Genomic DNA, 17,605 nt, shown 5'->3' on the forward strand with positions numbered 1-17,605 from the left:
GCCCGGCCACACAGCGCGACCGGATGGGGGCAGTCTTGGGAAAGCGATGCGTTGCGCAGAGGGTCGTTTTGCAGCGCAGGCAAACGACCCTGCGCAGGTCAATCGAGCTGTGCCAGGCGGCGGTAGCCGCCGCGCATCAGTGATTGGCCGCGCCGCACCAGGCGGCGCACGCGCGAGCGCAAGCCGCCGTCGGCGTACCAGCCGGCGGCCACGGCATCCGCACCGAACAGTCCAACAGCGGTTTCGCGCAAGGACGCGCCCGCGAGGGCCGCGTCGAGCGCCTGCAAGGTGTGCAGCTCCAGCAGCGCAGCAGGCGTGGGCCGCGAGCGGGCCGCTGCCGCAGGCACGGCCGCGTCTACCGTTGCCAGGATGTCCAGTTCGGCCGTGAACGTGCGGTAGCTCGCACAAGCTGTGGCGCCGGCGCGGACGGCATAGAGATAGGCCATGCCATCGGCCAAGCCCGGCGCCAGTGCAAGCCGCACGCAGCAGCCAGGCCAGTGTGCGGTCAGCACGAGGCGCTTGCCATCATGGATCAGGCGCTTGTGGCCGGGGATGCGCCAGAACTCGAAGGCATCGGCTGCCGGTGGCGGGTCGGCATCCGGGTAAAGCTGGAGTACGCCAACAGGATCGGGAAACCAGTCGAGATGCGCGTCGCGCGCATCCAGTGCCGGGTCTTCCAGCAGGCGCAAGCCCCAGGCGTGCGCCGCGACTGGCTGGCGGTGACGGCGCAGCCAGTCGCGCCGGTAGTCGGGATGGCGGCGAAGGTACTCCCAGGCCAGCGCAGGGCCGTCCAGATGCAGCACATACAGATACGCGGCGGTGGGATACCAGGCATCGGCGCTTCGATCAGCCATGACGCGACCTCCTGTTCAACAGGATCGTCGCCACGGTGTTAAACGCAGAGCTACGGCATCAACAACATCAATACGTCATCAGGAAAACTTAAATTAAGCTGTAACGAGGGATGTCAAAACCGATTAGCTCCAGTGCCTGCAAGGGTCGTCCGAGTGCGACGGCTGGCAGCACGGAAATGGCTGCTCATCACCGGACACCCTGCCGCAAGCCACACCGCGCATCATGTCTCTTTCAGTCAGGGTCGCACCCGTCTGGTGCAAGAATACCGATCAAGACTATATTCGTCTGATATTAGACCGGAAAAGACACAATACGCTCCGCTTAGTCAGGAATGGAGCCGTCACGCTGCGCCAGCCTGACGTACTCCGATAGCGGCCGTGCCGGGTGGAAATACACGTCCCGTAGGACGGGCCGCTGCTGTGGCCCGACGATGCCAGCCAGGTCGGACAACTTGACGGTCCCGAGCGCAGGCATCCCGATGCCGAGGTCGATCAGTCCCCAGGCGGTATCCCCATCAACCGGATCGAGCGCAGCCAGCAGCCAGGTCGCATGCGCGTCTGGCGTAAATAGGCGCACCGCAGGCAGTGCGTCAATGTTCTGCCCCGCAGCACGCGCCGCACCGGCGGCGAGTAGCTGCGCGCGCTGTTCTGCGGTGATAAGTGGATGGGTCATGGGCGGGTGTCCCACGAATCCGACAATGCAGGGATGCGCTTTTCTTGCGAAGCACGAAACTGACGAAGCGGATGCGTGCTTTCGTGTGAAAGCACGAAGGCGCAAGCCATCGAATCCGTACAAGCCCGGAAACGCAGAAGCGGAATCGTGGATGTCAGGAAAGGCACGGATACGGCTCCCTGATTCTGTCGGAATCCGCCGATGCGGATTTCAGTAAAAGCACAGAGGCAGATTAAATTTCCGCCAATGAGTTAAAGATAACGTGGTTTTAATTGTCCCTCGACTGGACGCTTCTGTCCATGCAGAAGCGATCCATCCAGCCCGGCAGACCGGCCGGCTCCACCACCTTCGATGCCGAGCTGGCGCAAGCCTTCGGTGCGGCGGTGCGTGCGCTGCGAACGGAACGCGGGATTGCGCAAGAATCGCTGGCAAACTTGGCCGGCATCGAGCGTTCCCACATGGGCAAGGTCGAGCGCGGCGAGCACATGCCCACGCTGGCGATCATCTTCAAGATCGCCAGCGCGCTCGGATGCAGTACGGCTGTGGTGATGGCCGAAACGGAACGCCAGCTCGCAGCGTCCGCGGCATAAATAAGCATTTCGAAAAGCGCCCCGTCGCAAGAGACGGGGCGCGGTGGGCGGCGTCAGTCCGCCTGCTGCGGCTTGCTGCGCGACCAGATCAGGTCGTGCGTGCCGTCCTCGCCTTCGATCAGGCGGCCGTAGATCGTAGCCGGGAACGAAGGATCGTCGAGGGTGACGGACACGTAAGGCCGTTCGGCCTTGCTGACTTTCTTCCACGCCGCGCCGATGTCGTGGCCTGCCGCCTGCACGCGAAAGTCGGGAGCGTTCTCGCTGTCGCCCTTGTCGTTGGGAACCAGCTTGACCTTGACGTTGAGCGTCAGGGTGCGCAGCGTGCCAGTGAAGCCGTCTTTCTCTGCGGTAAAGGTGCCTATGTTAGCCATGATGTTTCTCCTTTCGGGTTGAACGAGGTCGCGCCAGTGCGTCCTTGTTGTGATCCGGCCGGCGAGGGATGGGTGGGTCGCACCGCGCAGCGGTCGCAACAACGTGGAGAACCTGGAAGCGAAAAGAATTTGTCCCGCGAGGAATGCGCGCAGCGCAGGGGAAATTGTTTTCGCTGGAAGGTTGCGGCCATGAAGCCCAAGGCGCAGCCGCGCCCCCGCCAGGATTCACGACAAGCCAAGGAGGCACAGGCCGCCCGCTCCCGAAAGGAGATGTGGCTGACTCGGCCTCCCCGCATGACGGCTGCACCGGCTTGCGCCCTGACGCGGGCAAGGACAACCGCCAGCGACAAAGCAAGAATGCCCCTTGCCGCCAACGGGCGGCCCCCGTGGTTGAGGCGTGGCGTGGAAGCTCCATAGCAAGGCCGGGCGGCGTGTCGGTGAACCGTCCTTCGTGACGTACAGGCGGCGAACCGTCAGCGTCGAGGACGGCACGCTTTGGCACAACCTGTCGCAGCAAGCTGGGGCGTAGCCCCACAAGCCCGCCCCTTGCGGCGGGGCGCAATCAGAACCTTGCCCGCGCCAGCGGGCACCGATTCGCCGTGCTGCGCGCAAGGCCGTTGCGCGCCCGCCCCGTCGCCGCCTGGTCAAAGGCGGCGACGGGGCGATTTTGCTGTGGACGTCGAAACCGGGCGAAAACCCCGGCGCGGTACGCCGGGGCCATGCTGCGACCTCACGCGGCCGCCGCGTGCGCGTCCTCCACCTCGGCGGCGTCTTCGGGCGCATCCGCTTCGTCCCCCGCCTCGCGCACACCTCCCGGCTCGGTGTGGTGATCGATCTGGAACACGGCGGGCATCCAGCCGGTGCCACCTGCCAGCCGTTCGGCTTCGCTGGCAATGTCGCCCTTCTTCAACTTCGACAGGCGGGTGACGTGCGCCGGAGCGTACTGGTTCACGGCGTCCAGAATCGCGGGCTTGGCAATGTGGCGGAAATAGCCCTCGGCGGTCGGCGTCCACCATGCGGCCATGTCCAGCCCCACGGCCTGAGCCAGTTCCGTGCCGGGCTGTTGCTGCGTGGCGCGAGGCGTCACCACGTCCACCGTGGACGCCACGCACACGGCCAGCAGGCGCACCAGTTCGTCTTGCGACTTCGCCTGCAACGCGGCGAACAGTTCGGCGCTGTCCTGAGGCAAGGCTTCGCCCGCGACTTCCTGCAACGTGCGCAGCGCCACGGCGGCGGGCGATTCCGGCACGTCCGGGGCCATGCCTTCCAGCCGGTCTTGCACTTTCAGGCTTACGCCAAGCGGCAAGCCGTCGCCGTAGGTGTCGGCCTGCAACACGGTCTGCGCCACGCCATGCACCAGCGCGGCCAGCGCGACGTGCGGATGCCGAGCCACTTCGATTTGCAGCGCCGCCGTGCGGTGCGCGCTCAACCGCTGCGCCAGCCGGTCGGATAGGCTCACGACCTTCGGCGCTTCGTCGTGGCCTTCCTCGTCGTTCGCACCGTCGCCCACGCTGAAACCCTGCCGCAGCTTTTCCAGCGTCCGCAGCGCCTTCGCCTCGGCGTCGCGCAGCAGGCCGCGATGAATCACGGCTTCGCCTTCGCGGTCGAGCGTGACGATGGCACCGGCCACGGCGCGCACGTCGGGGGCGTAGTCCCGCAAACCGTCCTCGATGGTTTGCAGTTCCTCAGCCACCTGTTCGCGGCGCGATTCCAGCACCCCGGTCTTGTCCTCGTCCACGTCCTCGGCGTCGTAGGCATCTTCCAGTTCGGCGTCGATCTTTTCGAGGCGGGTTTGCAGCGAGGCAATGCGGCGGGCTTCGCGAGCGGTCGGTTCGCGGCGCTGACGCGGTGCGTTCTGGAATGCCTGCCGGTCGGCGGAACTGATGTGTGGCGTGGCATCCACCCACGCCCAACCCTCGGCGCGCAGGTCCTCGGCCAGCGCGTCCAGCTTGCCGCGCACCAGCGTTTCCAGCAGCGCGGCGTCGGTCAGGTAGGTTCCAGCATCGCCTTCCGCGAACAGGTCGCGGCGGATGCCGCCGCCTGCCTGCGTGTAGGCGTCCAGCCCGACGAAACACACCAGCGGATGCGTGGCGGTGATTTCGCGCTCGGTCAGGCGGTCGCGCAGCGCGGATGCGCCGCGCTGCCATTCGGGCGCACCGTAGTACGCGGCTTCCTGTGCGGCGTGGTCGTCGGTGATGGTCAGGGCCATCAATTGTTCCAGCGTCGCGGCTCCGGCTCGGTAGTCGGTCAGCAGGCGCGGCGAGACGTTCGCCAGCTTCAAGCGGCGCTGCACTACCAGCGGGGACACGCCGAAGTCGGCGGCAATGTCCTCGATGGGACGGCCTTCCTTGACCAGCGCGGCGAACGCCGCGAACTGGTCGGCGGGGTGCATGGCCTCGCGCTGCACGTTCTCCGCGAGGCTCACGGTACGCGCCGAAGCGTCGGCCACCAGCAGGCACGGCACTTCGTAGTCGGCGGTGATGCGCTTCTTCTTCGCCAGCAGCTTCAACGCGGTCAGGCGACGGTCGCCCGCGACGACTTCGTATTGCTCGCCATCGGCGGACAGGATGATGATGAGGTTTTGCAGCAGGCCGACGCGAGCGATGCTCGCGGCAAGTTCGGGAATGGACTGGCGCGGGGTCGTGCGGACGTTGCGCTTGGAACGGCGCGGCAACAACTGCGACAGCGGAACCAGAATCAGGTTCTTGGTCGGGTCGGCCACTTCCAGCGGCGCGGCGGTTTCGAGGGCGATGGCTTCGGTGTTGGTAACGGCGTTCATGGTGACAACTCCTAGCGGTTGGAATGCAGCAGCGAAGAAAGCGGCAAGGGCTGCCTGCCCCTGCCGCGTGAGGAATCAGGCTTTCAACTGGCGCAGGCCATCGGCGAGCAGCCACAGGGCGCGATTGAGGCGGATGCCGTTGTCGATGCCCTGAACCGGACGCGTGGTCTGGCGGCGACCGTTCGCAGCGCGGGCGGACAGGCCGCCTTTGATGAGGTTTTCCTGCGTGCGGTTGAACACGCTCCACAGGTCGCGGCGGCTGTCGTCGTGACGGCGTGGCATCAGGATTTGCGATTCCGTGATGGGCGCGGGCTTGTCCTCGTCGTACTTCAACGCGAGCGCAGCGCGGGCAAACACTTCGGCTTCGCCGTTGTCGAGCGTGATGCACTGCATGGCATCGCGAGATGCCTGCGCCTGGTCGAAGCCGTGCAAGACTTCGTAAGCGCCCTCGATGACCTGCTCGGCTACATTGCCCTTGTGCGGTACGCGCACGTCCGCCACGGTGTCGCCGCAAACAAGGCCGTTCTGGCACACGAAGCGGAACATGCCGGCGAGCATCTGATAGCTGCTCGTGCCGTCGTGCGAATTCAGCAGGATGATTTCGTTGGCTTCGCGTCCGTTGATCTGGCTGGCGTGGCGCAGCCGGATCATGTGCTTGGTGTAGTCGCGGCGGTCGTCGGCCCGCACGCCGGTCTGGCACACCATGAAAGGCTCGAAGCCTTCGCCGCGCAGTTCCTGCAGCACGGTCGCGGTCGGGATGTAGCTGTACCGTTGCGAGCGGCTTTCGTGCGGGGCATCCGCGAAGATGGACGGGGCCACTGCGCGAATTTGGTCATCCGACAAGGGATATTCGGAACGCAACACCGGGGAGCGCGAAGCGAAACGGGATGCGAGTTGCATGGCACTTCTCCTGACAAAGAAAGGGTTGGCTGTTCACCCGCAACCGGATTCCAAGATTCGGAGCCCGCTGTGGACTTCCGGTGCGGTCGGCACGAGGAACCCGGTTGGCCTCGTTGCCACCGTCTTTCCTGAGTTCATCGCCCGCGACGGTCAGGAGCGCGCAGACGGGGGCCGTCAAGGAGCAAAGCGCAGGGTGGGTGCGGCCCGCAGGCGTAGCCGAGGACACGGCCCTGCGCGCCTTGACGGCACACGGCCGCGGGCTACAGTCGCGGACAAGGGGATGAAGTCAGGGAAGATGGCTGGACAGGCAACGGCCGCTTCGATGTGCCGACCGCACGCAAGCGAAGCGCGCAGGCCCGGATCGGAGAATCCGGGCCGTAGGCGTCAGCGATGGAAGCCGAAGGGGACGAAACTCGCGCAGCGAGGTTCGTTGCGAAGCACGACAGCGCGGCCCGGCTCAGCCGGGGACGCCGGATCAAAACCGCAAGGACCCGGATATTTCGTGGCACAATTTACACAGAGGGGTGAGCCGATTCGGTAGCTTTTAGCTGTTTCGCATATGGGCATTCTCCACGCACAACGCTTATGGGATGCAAGCGATTTCGGCGCCAGATTGAAGATCGAGGGTCACTCGAAACAAATGCGAATGGGTGGAACGGGGAAAATGGACAAAAAGACCAAGGGATCGTGGCTAATCCACCATACCAACAAGCTTCAGGGCGTAACCAATCAGGTCGGCTACGAGAAGACCTATCTGGCAGGAAAAGCCGGGATACTGCTTTCGGCGATATCTGCCAATAAGCAGATTACCGTCAACAACGACCGACTGACTGTATTGGCGCAAGCCGCAAACATCAACACGACGTTTGAACTGCCGAAGCTCGTCGAGGTTTTGGAGCATCAGAAGCTCGTTGACAAATCCTCCGGCGGGATCGCCGTGCTTGGCGTCACAACTGCTACTGCGCTGGAGCGCACCTCCGATATTTTCGATGCCCTCTCGCCCAACTTGAATGAAGTTGCTTCGATTACGCTCGCGGAGCGTGCATCCGTCGCTCCTGTGCTCGCCAACGAAGTGACCCAGGAGCTGGCCGACACCTATAAGCTTGCTTCGGCAAACCTTAGCCAGTTGCTGTCCGATGCAGAGCAAATCGGCTTTGTCGATACCGAGAAACTTAGCAGCACCGATACATTGCTATTCAATGGCAATCTTTTCCGTCGAGATACCACCCAGAAAATCAAGGCCGTTCTCGATTCGCTTAAGTCAGCAGAGCAAACCAAGCTTAATGAACTCACCGAAATGCTGCGTAAGCGAGCATGTGTCACTGCCGATTTTGCAAAACAGTTCCTGGGCGATGCGCTCTTTCAGAAGATAACTGCGATCGGACTGTTCGACATCAGCGTGGTCAGCAACTCCACCGAGGATGTCGGCTTCCTCACGTTGCCGTCCGCGTTCTCCAAATATAGCAACTCGATGGTCGATGACGCCTTCGATCTCGCAAAAGCCTTCGTAAGCTCCGTTACGTATGGCATGACCAAGAGCAATTACGCTCGCGGACAGATTCAAATGGTCGACGCCCTGTTGAGTGCGCTCGTGCGCGGTGAGAGCGTAGGGCCAGTGCGAGCTATTGCGGAAGACTATAAGGTGCTTGAACTGAAAGGTGTGGTCGAAGTGAAGCAGGGAACCAAAAAGGGGCGCACAGGCCCTATGCTCCGCCTGCTGAAAACGGAGGTTGGCGAGCTCGCCCTTCAGGCGATTCGGCAGGGCGATGTCAGCGAACACTCTCTCAACGCCCTGCCGACTGCGGCCGTTACCACGTTCAGCGGTCCCGAGCACAATCGCGAGAAGGTACGGAGAACGCAAACCAAGATGAGCCCGAAGGCAACAAACGATATGCTGTCCATCCTGCGGACTGGAGGTGGACTGTGAGCAAGAGCCAAAGCAGCTTGCCCAAAGGCCCCTTGATGGAAGAGTTGCTGCGCAGCTATTTTCTCAAAGCTGGTTATTACGTAGCTCGTGGCGTGCCGTTTGTGTATGAAGGCTTTGACGTGACGGATATTGATCTATGGCTTTACAGCCGGACGTCATCCGTATCGCGCGAAGTCACTTTGGTGGACGCAAAAAACAAAAAAACGCCGCAGGCCATAGAGCGCATTTTTTGGGTACGGGGCCTGCGCATCGCAACGAAAGCGACGAATGCGATTGTGGCCACGACGGAGAAGCGTCAAGAGGTCAAAGATTTCGGACGTGAACTTGGCGTGCTTGTTCTGGATGGAACCTTCCTGAGCAAACTTGCCAACTCGGATGATCCTAACGGAACTCGACTTTCGGATGAGGAGTTTTTTGCAAAGATCAACGAATATTCGCTGAGCAAACTGGACGGCGACTGGCGGGGACGGATAGCGCTTTCGAAGAGCCTCCTCGCAAAATCACTCTCATTTGATAGCTGCAACGAATGGCTTGGACAGGGTAAGTTCTTCGCCGAACAGTCCATCGTCAAAGGCAATCAGCGCGAGACGGCGCTACGGTGTCTGTACCTGGTGTGCTCGTTTCTTGCCATCGCGATCGACTACTGCATGAAGGAACTCTCATTCCACGAACAGTCCGAGCGAAGCATACTCATCAAAGATGGCTTCACTTATGGAGCCAGAGGCAGCACAGGACTAAAGAAAGTCTTGAATGTCGCCATGGGACTGGTCGAACAACATGCAAGTGACGGCCCTGCGATCTCCCGGCAAGTAAGGCTAAGCGTTGAAAAGCAGTTGGCTCAGTTGAACACCGCCATCTTGGGCGAGTTCTTTTCAAAGAACGAAATAGCCAGGACGCTGTTTTCCGTTGCCAAAGAGTTCGAGCAGATGGCGATGGCGAGGGCCTTTACATTTCATGGCGCGGCAAGCGTTGAGCTTCGTAGCATGCTCTTTTGTTTGCTCGATTACTGGGGTATCGACCGAGTGCTGTTTTCAGAGGCGATAGAAGCGAAGTAGTCGATCAGGGCGCTATAGCTGCTGCACCTTTCCCGCGAGAGACCGCTCGGGAATCCCGCCTTCCTACAACATTGCAAAAAGGACTTGGGCATGGCAACCACAGACAAGTTCTCGGCTGGCGAACAGGGACTGGGGTATATCTACCAGGCACGCCTTGCGCTGCTTCAGTTACTGCAATTGCCAGAAGACACAGCCGTATTCCTGGAGAAGGATGACGACCTGGATTTCGTGGACAGTGACGGCAGCAAGTCGCTCGCATCGTTAAAGCATAAAGCTGTCGGCGACCGCTTAACCGACCTGTCGACCGACTTCTGGAAATCCGTGCGCATATGGTTGGCGCGATATAAGCGCGATGGCCGCAGCGTATCGAACCTCCGGTTCTTTCTATTCACGACCGGCACGGTTTCGGACGCCTCGTTCCTGACGAGGTTCTTGCCTGTTCGACTTGGCACAGACGACGAAGCGACAACCTTATCCGAACAGGCCGAAGAAGCGCTCAGCAGATCGAAATCGGATCTCATCGGGGAGATCGCCCAGGCATTTGACGAACTCACTGGCACCGAGAAAGAGGATTTCCTGACACGCATTCTGATTTTTGATGGGAGTCCCAGAATCCAGGATATCCCGGACACCATCAAAGACATGCACATGCGAAGCGTCCGGCGTGAACACAGACATGCCGTGTTTGAGCGACTGGAGGGATGGTGGAACGACGCTGTTATCAAGCAACTGATTGGCAGCCGAGCCGAAGGAATTTTCGGTTACGAGGTATCGGACAAGCTCTCTGCCCTGTCCGAGGAATACAAGTTGGACAATCTTCCGATCACGTTTCGCGGAAAGGAGCCCACTGGTGAGATCGACACGGAGAACGACTCTCGAACGTTCGTGGCGCAGCTCCGCGACATCGGAATTTCCTCCAACCGCATCCGCAACGCGATTTTGGACTACTACAGAGCGTTTGAACAACGATCGGAGTGGGCGCGCGAAAACCTGCTGGTTTCAGGGGAGATTGAGGACTATGAAGACCGTCTCGTTGACGAGTGGAGCCGTTACAAAGACGTTGTCTTCGAGGAACTCGATGAGAACAGCGCTGAGGATGTGCTGCTGCGAGCCGGCAGAGAGCTTTACACATGGGCGGACCAACAGACCGGGAACTATGAATCACTGCGTATCCGCGCGCGCGTGACGGAGCCCTATGTCACACGCGGCTCTTTTCACATTCTGGCCGATGCCGCACCTGCACCCAGGGTCTATTGGCATCCCCGATTCCTCGACCATCTTGGTCAGTTGCTGGAGGTCACCAAGTGAAACGATGGGACCATCGCCCCATAGAAATACGGAACCTGTTCAACCCTGCGTTCTGTGGCCTGGTTCTGTTCCGCGCCATGCAGGGCTATGAAGAAGAAGACGACAGAGGCATCCCGTTCTCGCTTTCCTTGCTCATCCTGCCGCTGTGCCTGCACAAGGACTCGCGCGAAGTGATCGCCAGCCATTCCCGGAGCTATCTCCTAAAGGCTACTGAAAAGAATCCCCAGGTGCAGATAGGCTTCGCCGAAAGGGCCACAGCCATGCTTCCTTATGCGTTTGAAGGCTTCGGCCTGTTGATGGAGAAGGGCTGCATCTCCATTGCGCCGGAGGGACGCCTCCAGACAGTTCCCGACAAGGTTCGGAAATCGGTAACGGGAACCGACGAAACCAAATCCTGCCAGCGGGTCGCACGCATCGTCGGGAAAGAGTTCGCCCGTATCGCGGACCGAGTGACTATATATACGACCTTCGGGATTCGTCCATGAAGATTAAATCCATCCATATCTACAGCCACGATGGGCAGCGCCGGGATCTGCATTTCCAGGTGGACGGCCTCAACGTCATCACCGGACGTTCTTCTACCGGCAAGTCCGCGCTCTCCGAGATCGTCGAATACTGCATGGGACGATCGTCGTTTAATGTCCCGGAAGGCATTATTCGCGACAAGGTTGCCTGGTTTGCAGTCATCTATCAGTTCGAGCGCGAACAGGTGTTGATCGCCAAGCCCACGCCGCCTGAGGGCGGTGCGAGCTGCAGCACGGCGATGTTGCGCCGGGGAGGAGAACTGCAGGCCCCCTCGTTTGACGAATTGGCAGTCAACTCAGACGACGATGCCGTTGTCACTTTACTCTCTCGCCTGCTTGGGATTCCCGAGAACCGCACCGACGTCGCCGTGGAGCACAGCAGGGACAGCTACGACGCCAACGTCAAGCACACGTTTTATTACCTGTTTCAGAAACAGGGGCTGGTCGCAAACAAAGACCAACTCCTCTACCGTCAGAACGAGCAGTTTCAGCCTCAAGCGATTCGTGACACGTTACCGATCCTGCTCGGCGTCTCCTCCCATGATCGCTACGAACTCGAATCCAAGCTGCGCGCCGCGCAACGAGATCTCCGGCTCAATGCGAAATTGCTAGAGCAAGCACGGGATGCCATCGACACGTCTCACGAGAAAGCGATTGGCCTGTACTCTGAGGCCAAGGTTGTTGGCGTGGTCGGCGGCGCGGACCTCGACATGACGGGCGACGGAATCATCGAAGCGTTGCGATCTGCCCTTTCCTGGAAACCCGAGAAAATTCCCGAAGACGACGGGAGCAGGATTTCTCGCCTCGAGGAAGAAATGGGTCAGTTGCGCAAGGATCGGCGGGAAGTGCAGGCAAGAATCGACGCAGCCCGCCAGTTTTCCAAACGCGCCGGCGGCTACGAGAGCGAGGCCACTGAACAGTTGGATCGGCTTGCGTCAATTAAGGCGTTACCGAAGTATCCGGATACTGGCGAGTGGCAGTGGCCATTCAGCGAGTCGAACCTTGCGTTGGAATCCCCTGTTGCCACAGTCCTGCTCAACGAACTGCAATCGCTTGACGCCGAATTGCGCATCGCCGTCGGTCAGCGTCCCAAGCTGGATGCCTACCTGTCTGATCTGAATGAGAAGACTCAGCAGATCGCGGGTGTCATCAAGGACAAGGAAGCCGAGATTGCGGCAGCGATGGCGGCCAATGAAGCAATCGCGCAGATGGGCACACGCAACAATGCAGCCGCGCGTGTCGTCGGCCGCATCAGCCTGTTCCTGGAAAACCTCGCTCCGAACGAAGAACTCGCAAGACTTGAGCGGGAGCATCGTCGTCTGAAGCTGAAGGTCGAGGACCTGGAAAGTCGGATCGGCGCGGACGACAGCAACGACCGGCTGAACTCGATACTGAACATCATTTCGACGCAGGTATCGCAATACATTCAGAAATTTGAAGCCGAGTTTAGTGTGTATCCAGCACGATTCGACTTGGCCAACATCACGATCGTCTTCGACCGTCCCGAACGTCCGGTTCCCATGAGCCGAACGGGGGGCGGCGAAAATCATCTGGCCTACCATCTATCGGCGTTGCTCGCCCTGCATCTGTTTGCCGTCAAGAACAACCGCCCAATCCCGCGATTCCTGCTGATTGACCAGCCAACACAAGTTTATTTCCCGTCCGAGCAGGTCTACAAGGACGCTGACGGCTCAGTTAAAAAGACGGAAGAGGCCGATGCCGACATCAAGGCGGTTCGGCGATTGTTCGAGTTGTTGCTCAAGTTCACACAGGAAGACGCACCTGGCTTCCAATTGATCGTCACGGAGCACGCCAATCTTCGCGAACAGTGGTTCCAGGACGCATTGGTGGAACAACCGTGGACCAAGCCACCGGCACTCGTGCCGGAAGACTGGCCCGAACTATCAAGCAGCCCGATATGAGAACTTGTCATTGCGTGAAGCTCGCTGGGCCAACCATGACGGGTTGCTCCATAAAACGTCGGCACCGGGTACGATGCCCGCCGCGCAGCTTCGGCAAGCGTTCAACTGGGCATCCTGGTCGATTACTCCTGGCGGTGTTCCACGCTGAAGTTGCGAAAGGCAAACGTGATCAAATCGCGCACCAATTCCAGAAGGCCGCCGACCGGAAACCCATCGAATGGATCGCCGTGGGCCATCGCATTTCGGCGCTGTGCCAAGGTCGGTCTATGCGTGCCGATTAGTTGGCCGATGGCGTTACCGCCACAGCGTGCGACCATCGGTATCTGCGCGTCGGTCAGATCGTCGACTTCCAGCAGATGCCTGAGCACTCCGGCGAACGTCCGCTCACATGTTTTAAGTTTGGTCCAATAGCGGTCCATTAGCGCGAGTTCCAGCGTGGTCAAAGCGACCAGTTCACCGGCCTTGATCAGATCGGCGTCTATCCAACCAAGCAGATAGAGCTTCTGCGCACGGGCGTATTTCAGTCGCACAACATCTGGGATGCGAGCATCCATATCTAGTTTAGCGATGAAGGCGCGCCATTGATCAGCGTGGTCGAATTGAATGAAACCACCCGGGTTCCCTTGCACCGGCCACGGCATCAAGAGCGGTTCTGGCCGCGGCGGCAAATCAATATGTGACAGGCCCACGGATGGGATTTCCTCCTTACGATGATGAGGCGGCCGCTTTCTGTGCGCGATCGAGCTTGCGATGAATCAGTGACACCAACGTCAGAATGTCGAGCGCATCCTGCTCGGACATGGGCCAGTTCGTCTTGGACGCATGGGCCAATGGATTGCGCACGGCACCGAACAGACCGATCAGGAGACTCGCAAAGCCTTTCTGCTTGCTTTTCTCGGATTCCGTAATGAGCGGTCCTAACACCAAGACGGGCTGCAGACCACCAATGCCTTGTTCACGAAGTCGGCGCCATCGCCGTTTAGACCTGACAGCGTGCGAATCCGTTCAGCAACACCTTTTGTCGCCTCGAAGACCGCGTGGAAGTAGTTTCCGTCGAGCAATTCCGCACGGCAGTAGCTCAACACGTCCTCATACACAGTCCGGCTTTCCAGGGCAGCCTTGAGTCGTCCGGCGCGCGCGTGCCACGTCCATTGTCGTTGCCTTGTCGGCATCCCCAGCGGGTCAGAATTCGGTGGACATCAACAGAGATGCGCCACGTCCGCCGCGGTGGTAAGTCTCAGTCACGGCTGATCCTGATCGTCAAGATTACTGGCCGGAGAAAGAGGCCAAGCAACCTTACGAAGTTTGTCAAAGCCAAACAACTTTAGACGATGAGGGCCGAATCCCGCCGGCCAAGTTCGCCGCCGAGTATCAGCTGCACGCTAGCGATGCTCGGCAATCACCGGAGATCGAATAGTCTCCCCCGATCGAAGAAAAGACCACTACCGCGGAACAGCGTTATCCGTCGTGACAATGGTGATTGACTTCGCGCCACGGGTCAACGCCACATACAAATGTTTCGATGACATCGACCCCGCTTCGAGAATGATGGCATGGTCGTACTCAAGGCCTTTGACCAGCAGCGTCGTCCCAATAAGCTTGTTGTGACGAATCGGTCGGCCCGAATGCCGAAACTCATGCTGGTATCGCTTCGCGGCTTCTGTAAGCGTCAGGCTTGGGTTGCCCTTGTGCACGCGCAACACTCCCATCATCCGCCCAAAGAGATCACGGCGGTAGGTCGTGACCTCTGGGCGGCTGCGGACAAGATCAAGCAAAATGGCCATGTCCTTGAATGATGCCGTCGTCAAGTAACGATTCGCCACGCTCAGAATCTCGGGGCATTTCGTCGCCTTTGTCACCTTCCCCTCTTGACCTTTCTTGGTTGCCGCCGTGAGCACGCCATCCACCGCGTTGCAACAGGTCTTGCAAAAATCGATCACAGATCGGAGTCGCTCCCCCGCCGACTTGGCGCTATCGATCTTTTTTATGAAGCGAAAGAGATCCTTGCCTTCGACCTCCTCCAGGCTGGAAAACTTGCCGGCCATGCTTTGTGCCAGCTTATGTGTCTTGTTTTTCGATTTTTGGTCGCCTGCGTGGATAGCGATGACAGAATCCTGATTCTTCAGGTGGTCGTAGAACACGCTCAACCGTTTCTTATTGCCAAAGTCGTTCAAATCGACAGAGCAACGACGAACCCCATTGGGCAATTGCCCGGCGAGTGGAATCTTTTGATTCTCGGCCAGAAGCGCCCTCGCCTGACTCAGCCACTCCCCGAGTTCATCGGCCTGCGCCAGTTTCCACCGCCAAGGCGTCTTCAATTCGCCGAGCAGTTGGTAGTTAGGATAGACGGCTACGTCCCAATCGATCGGCGGCTCACCGAAGTCGAAGATGGCCTGCATAGGATCACCGAGCAGCCTGCATGGAAGCAACTTTGCTAAGGACTCCACCAGTTCATGCTGCTGATCGGAACAATCTTGATATTCGTCGACGTAAACCCCGCCATATGAGCACTTGATCATGCGCTGCACGAATGGTTTGTTCAGCAGCACGGCGCAGGCCCCGTAGAGTTTCCCCCAGTCCTTTCCTGCTGGGTGGTCCTTTTTCCACTTTGACGTCTTCGGGAAGTAAAGGCAGGTACGGAGCGCCCAGCTCGCGATGGTGTCGATCTGATATTGCGCCGGCGGAATCCGCAGGAGTTGCATCTTCCGCCTGATCGCGTTCACGCCAGCATAGGTGTGGGTCAGCACCAACTGGCGACGGGTAGCCGCCTGCACGGCCTTCGCGATCAGATGAGTTTTTCCGTAACCGGCTGGGGCAATTACATATCCCTTGCCGTTAAACTCCGCCAAGAGTTTGGGCAGATCGTCATCCATTGTCCACCCATGCGCGGAACCGCCCCAGCTTGGTCGCAAACTCCTTCTGCAGGAACGCGGCATCCGCGAACGCGGGAAAGATAGCCTGCGCCCATTGCTCTCCATACGCGATGTTCTTGAACCAATTGGACGATTTCGCGGCAGCGCCGATCGCTTTGCGCAGCTCGGCCGAGTCCTGCCATTTACCGATATCCTCGTCGAACTGCATGTTCAATTTCGATCTGACCTGATCGTGGACTGGAAACCCCAGCTCCTTCGCAAGCTTGGTGCTCGCCAGCACCTGTTCCCAGGGCAAATCCACCATCGCCCGCTGCTCGATCGACAGTCTATCGGCCCACATCACAACCGGTACCTCCTTCCCGTTCAGGTCGGCGGCATCCTTATCGGAGAACTGGTCCTGAGCGTCGCCATCGGCGAGGACCATGACGTCATAATGCAGCGCCTTGAACCCCGTCGCGAGCCCCTTTACCTTGCTTGCCCCATGCGCATCGACCGGCGCCAGCCCCTGGTACGAAAATGGCAGCTTTCCTGCAGCCGCCCAAAGATCGTCCATACCGCGTAGGAATCCCACTTCTGTCGCGCCTTCGCAAACGATCACTTTGCGGGACAAGAACGCTTCCGCGCTGGAACGGATATGGCCCTGAATATTCAGTCCTTCCAATGCGTTTCCTGCTGCCGCAATCACGCGCACGCCAGCGTCTTCCTTGCGTAATACATATAACTGTTCCACCGTCAACTCGCGCAGCACCGTGGGAGAATGTGTCGTGAGAAAGTACTGCCCCTTCTGGTCGTCGCGGATGTGTTTGATCAGGCGCGCGACCCGGTGCGGCTCCAGCCCGTACTCAACCTCATCGAACAAGGTGATGTGCTGGTCCTCCAAGCCTTCCTGCTGGATACCACACAGCAGCATGCGTTTCGAACCGAGACCCAGCTGCCTCAAGGGGATGTCGCCGTCGTGCAGCGTCAGTCCACCGATCCGGATGCTGATCGCATTGAGATCGAGGTGTGCCTTGTATCCGTGTCCAACTGGAACACCAAGTCCCTTCGCCACTTGCTCCGATTTGGCCGCCGCGGCGTCAAACTTCTTCAAGACGAGTGCCCGTTGACCGTCGAGCGAGCTTCTCGCCGCACGTGTCGCCTCAACGAGCGACTCGTTCAGATTTTCAGATTCGGTGATCTTCGCGAGCGCCGTTCCTGCAGCCCAAGTCAGTTGTTTCTCGCTGTACGTGCCGATCAAGCCAGCGCCGACTTTAGCGCGATCAGTCGCCTTGAAGTCGACGCCGTCGGGATTGCGGTCGGTAAAGACCTTCCACTTCGGTTCCAGATCCTTTGCGACGACAAGCCGAATACTGAGAACGTGCTCGTCATCGTCATCAGGCTCATCGTTCAACTTGAGCGCGCCTGTGTTCCAGCCGCGTAGATGCGCGCCGTACTTCTGCTCCGCGCAGAACTCCGGCAACAAATCCCCAATAACAATTTCAATCTGGATCGAATCGTCGGTGTTGCACAGGTGAAAATCGGAATCGTAGAACGCATGATTCCACTGCGGGCTGAAGGCACAGCGGATCGCTTCTAGCACCGTCGTTTTCGTAGAATCGCCCCTGCCAATCAGGCAGAATGTCTTCTCGTTGGGGAGATCCCATTCGAGCCTCTTGATTCCCCTGAAGTTCTGGATCTTAAGTTTTCTGATCTTCATCGCATCCCCATGCGTGCCGCACCAGTACCGCGCCGGCTCCCTCCAGCCTGACGCACGCACCTTTTCTTTAATACGCCCTTCTACGCCTCAGCGAGTTTCCACGATAGCCAATGAAAGCCACCATAGCTTCGTG

14 protein-coding genes and 1 pseudogene are annotated in these 17,605 nt (G+C 59.6%); 6 read left to right on the top strand and 9 right to left on the bottom strand.

The annotated features are described in order from the left end of the window. Positions 1–98 precede the first annotated feature (98 nt). Positions 99–854, bottom strand: a complete 756-nt coding sequence (locus tag AWB64_RS00910; RefSeq protein WP_060816753.1) for a DUF7011 domain-containing protein — start codon at positions 852–854, stop codon at positions 99–101. Positions 855–1,176: 322 nt separating this feature from the next. Further along, entirely contained in the window at positions 1,177–1,527 is a 351-nt protein-coding gene (locus tag AWB64_RS00915; RefSeq protein WP_060816754.1) for a DUF2958 domain-containing protein, read from the bottom strand. Between the two features lie 299 nt (positions 1,528–1,826). Here AWB64_RS00915 and AWB64_RS00920 point away from each other — a divergent pair, with 299 nt between their 5' ends. Further along, positions 1,827–2,117: a helix-turn-helix domain-containing protein gene (locus tag AWB64_RS00920; protein WP_060816755.1), complete on the top strand. Its 291-nt coding sequence runs from the start codon at positions 1,827–1,829 to the stop codon at positions 2,115–2,117. Positions 2,118–2,170: 53 nt separating this feature from the next. Here AWB64_RS00920 and AWB64_RS00925 read toward each other — a convergent pair whose 3' ends face one another. The 3 genes from AWB64_RS00925 to AWB64_RS00935 form a co-directional block, all read right to left on the bottom strand. Then, positions 2,171–2,488 (bottom strand): DUF736 domain-containing protein, encoded by a 318-nt coding sequence (locus AWB64_RS00925; RefSeq protein ID WP_060816756.1) that lies wholly within the window; start codon positions 2,486–2,488, stop codon positions 2,171–2,173. Positions 2,489–3,218: 730 nt separating this feature from the next. Beyond that, the gene (locus tag AWB64_RS00930; RefSeq protein WP_060816757.1) at positions 3,219–5,267 is read right to left on the bottom strand and encodes a ParB/RepB/Spo0J family partition protein; all 2,049 of its coding nucleotides are present in this window, start codon (positions 5,265–5,267) and stop codon (positions 3,219–3,221) included. A 75-nt stretch (positions 5,268–5,342) separates the two neighbouring features. After that, positions 5,343–6,167 carry a DUF932 domain-containing protein gene (locus AWB64_RS00935; RefSeq protein WP_060816758.1) on the bottom strand — a complete coding sequence of 275 codons (825 nt, stop codon included), beginning with the start codon at positions 6,165–6,167 and terminating at the stop codon, positions 5,343–5,345. Positions 6,168–6,831: 664 nt separating this feature from the next. Between AWB64_RS00935 and AWB64_RS31835 the strand changes: the two genes are divergently transcribed. The 5 genes from AWB64_RS31835 to AWB64_RS00960 all read left to right on the top strand — a co-directional run bounded on the left by AWB64_RS31835 (position 6,832) and on the right by AWB64_RS00960 (position 12,903). Further along, positions 6,832–8,094, top strand: a complete 1,263-nt coding sequence (locus tag AWB64_RS31835; protein WP_060816759.1) for a hypothetical protein — start codon at positions 6,832–6,834, stop codon at positions 8,092–8,094. Next, positions 8,091–9,149 carry a hypothetical protein gene (locus AWB64_RS00945; protein WP_082850323.1) on the top strand — a complete coding sequence of 353 codons (1,059 nt, stop codon included), beginning with the start codon at positions 8,091–8,093 and terminating at the stop codon, positions 9,147–9,149. The genes AWB64_RS31835 and AWB64_RS00945 overlap by 4 nt, the downstream gene beginning before the upstream one ends. A 90-nt stretch (positions 9,150–9,239) precedes the next feature. Continuing rightward, positions 9,240–10,457 carry an ABC-three component system protein gene (locus AWB64_RS00950; RefSeq protein WP_060816760.1) on the top strand — a complete coding sequence of 406 codons (1,218 nt, stop codon included), beginning with the start codon at positions 9,240–9,242 and terminating at the stop codon, positions 10,455–10,457. Beyond that, positions 10,454–10,942, top strand: a complete 489-nt coding sequence (locus tag AWB64_RS00955; RefSeq protein ID WP_060816761.1) for a three component ABC system middle component — start codon at positions 10,454–10,456, stop codon at positions 10,940–10,942. The genes AWB64_RS00950 and AWB64_RS00955 overlap by 4 nt, the downstream gene beginning before the upstream one ends. Then, positions 10,939–12,903, top strand: a complete 1,965-nt coding sequence (locus AWB64_RS00960) for a DUF3732 domain-containing protein (protein ID WP_060816762.1) — start codon at positions 10,939–10,941, stop codon at positions 12,901–12,903. The genes AWB64_RS00955 and AWB64_RS00960 overlap by 4 nt, the downstream gene beginning before the upstream one ends. A 122-nt stretch (positions 12,904–13,025) precedes the next feature. Here AWB64_RS00960 and AWB64_RS00965 read toward each other — a convergent pair whose 3' ends face one another. The 4 genes and pseudogenes from AWB64_RS00965 to AWB64_RS00980 form a co-directional block, all read right to left on the bottom strand. After that, positions 13,026–13,592: a hypothetical protein gene (locus tag AWB64_RS00965; RefSeq protein ID WP_208603235.1), complete on the bottom strand. Its 567-nt coding sequence runs from the start codon at positions 13,590–13,592 to the stop codon at positions 13,026–13,028. A 16-nt stretch (positions 13,593–13,608) separates the two neighbouring features. Beyond that, a pseudogene (locus AWB64_RS32680) lies at positions 13,609–13,985 on the bottom strand (TIGR02391 family protein); the annotation flags it as partial. Positions 13,986–14,345: 360 nt separating this feature from the next. Continuing rightward, on the bottom strand, positions 14,346–15,776 hold the full coding sequence (locus AWB64_RS00975; RefSeq protein WP_060816763.1) for a UvrD-helicase domain-containing protein: 1,431 nt from the start codon (positions 15,774–15,776) through the stop codon (positions 14,346–14,348). After that, a complete protein-coding gene (locus tag AWB64_RS00980; protein WP_060816764.1) occupies positions 15,769–17,472 on the bottom strand; it encodes an ATP-dependent nuclease in 1,704 nt (567 codons plus the stop codon). The genes AWB64_RS00975 and AWB64_RS00980 overlap by 8 nt, the downstream gene beginning before the upstream one ends. Positions 17,473–17,605 lie beyond the last annotated feature (133 nt).

The sequence above is a fragment of the Caballeronia sordidicola genome (assembly GCF_001544455.2).
In the GTDB taxonomy this organism is placed as follows: Bacteria; Pseudomonadota; Gammaproteobacteria; order Burkholderiales; family Burkholderiaceae; genus Caballeronia; species Caballeronia sordidicola.

Excerpts from the sequence above, each read along its gene's own strand:
- AWB64_RS00960 (WP_060816762.1), top strand. The coding sequence starts at position 10,939 with ATGAAGATTAAATCCATCCATATCTACAGCCACGATGGGCAGCGCCGG.
- AWB64_RS00935 (WP_060816758.1), bottom strand. The coding sequence starts at position 6,167 with ATGCAACTCGCATCCCGTTTCGCTTCGCGCTCCCCGGTGTTGCGTTCC.
- AWB64_RS31835 (WP_060816759.1), top strand. The coding sequence starts at position 6,832 with ATGGACAAAAAGACCAAGGGATCGTGGCTAATCCACCATACCAACAAG.
- AWB64_RS00920 (WP_060816755.1), top strand. The coding sequence starts at position 1,827 with ATGCAGAAGCGATCCATCCAGCCCGGCAGACCGGCCGGCTCCACCACC.
- AWB64_RS00910 (WP_060816753.1), bottom strand. The coding sequence starts at position 854 with ATGGCTGATCGAAGCGCCGATGCCTGGTATCCCACCGCCGCGTATCTG.
- AWB64_RS00925 (WP_060816756.1), bottom strand. The coding sequence starts at position 2,488 with ATGGCTAACATAGGCACCTTTACCGCAGAGAAAGACGGCTTCACTGGC.
- AWB64_RS00975 (WP_060816763.1), bottom strand. The coding sequence starts at position 15,776 with ATGGATGACGATCTGCCCAAACTCTTGGCGGAGTTTAACGGCAAGGGA.
- AWB64_RS00930 (WP_060816757.1), bottom strand. The coding sequence starts at position 5,267 with ATGAACGCCGTTACCAACACCGAAGCCATCGCCCTCGAAACCGCCGCG.
- AWB64_RS00950 (WP_060816760.1), top strand. The coding sequence starts at position 9,240 with ATGGCAACCACAGACAAGTTCTCGGCTGGCGAACAGGGACTGGGGTAT.
- AWB64_RS00980 (WP_060816764.1), bottom strand. The coding sequence starts at position 17,472 with ATGAAGATCAGAAAACTTAAGATCCAGAACTTCAGGGGAATCAAGAGG.
- AWB64_RS00915 (WP_060816754.1), bottom strand. The coding sequence starts at position 1,527 with ATGACCCATCCACTTATCACCGCAGAACAGCGCGCGCAGCTACTCGCC.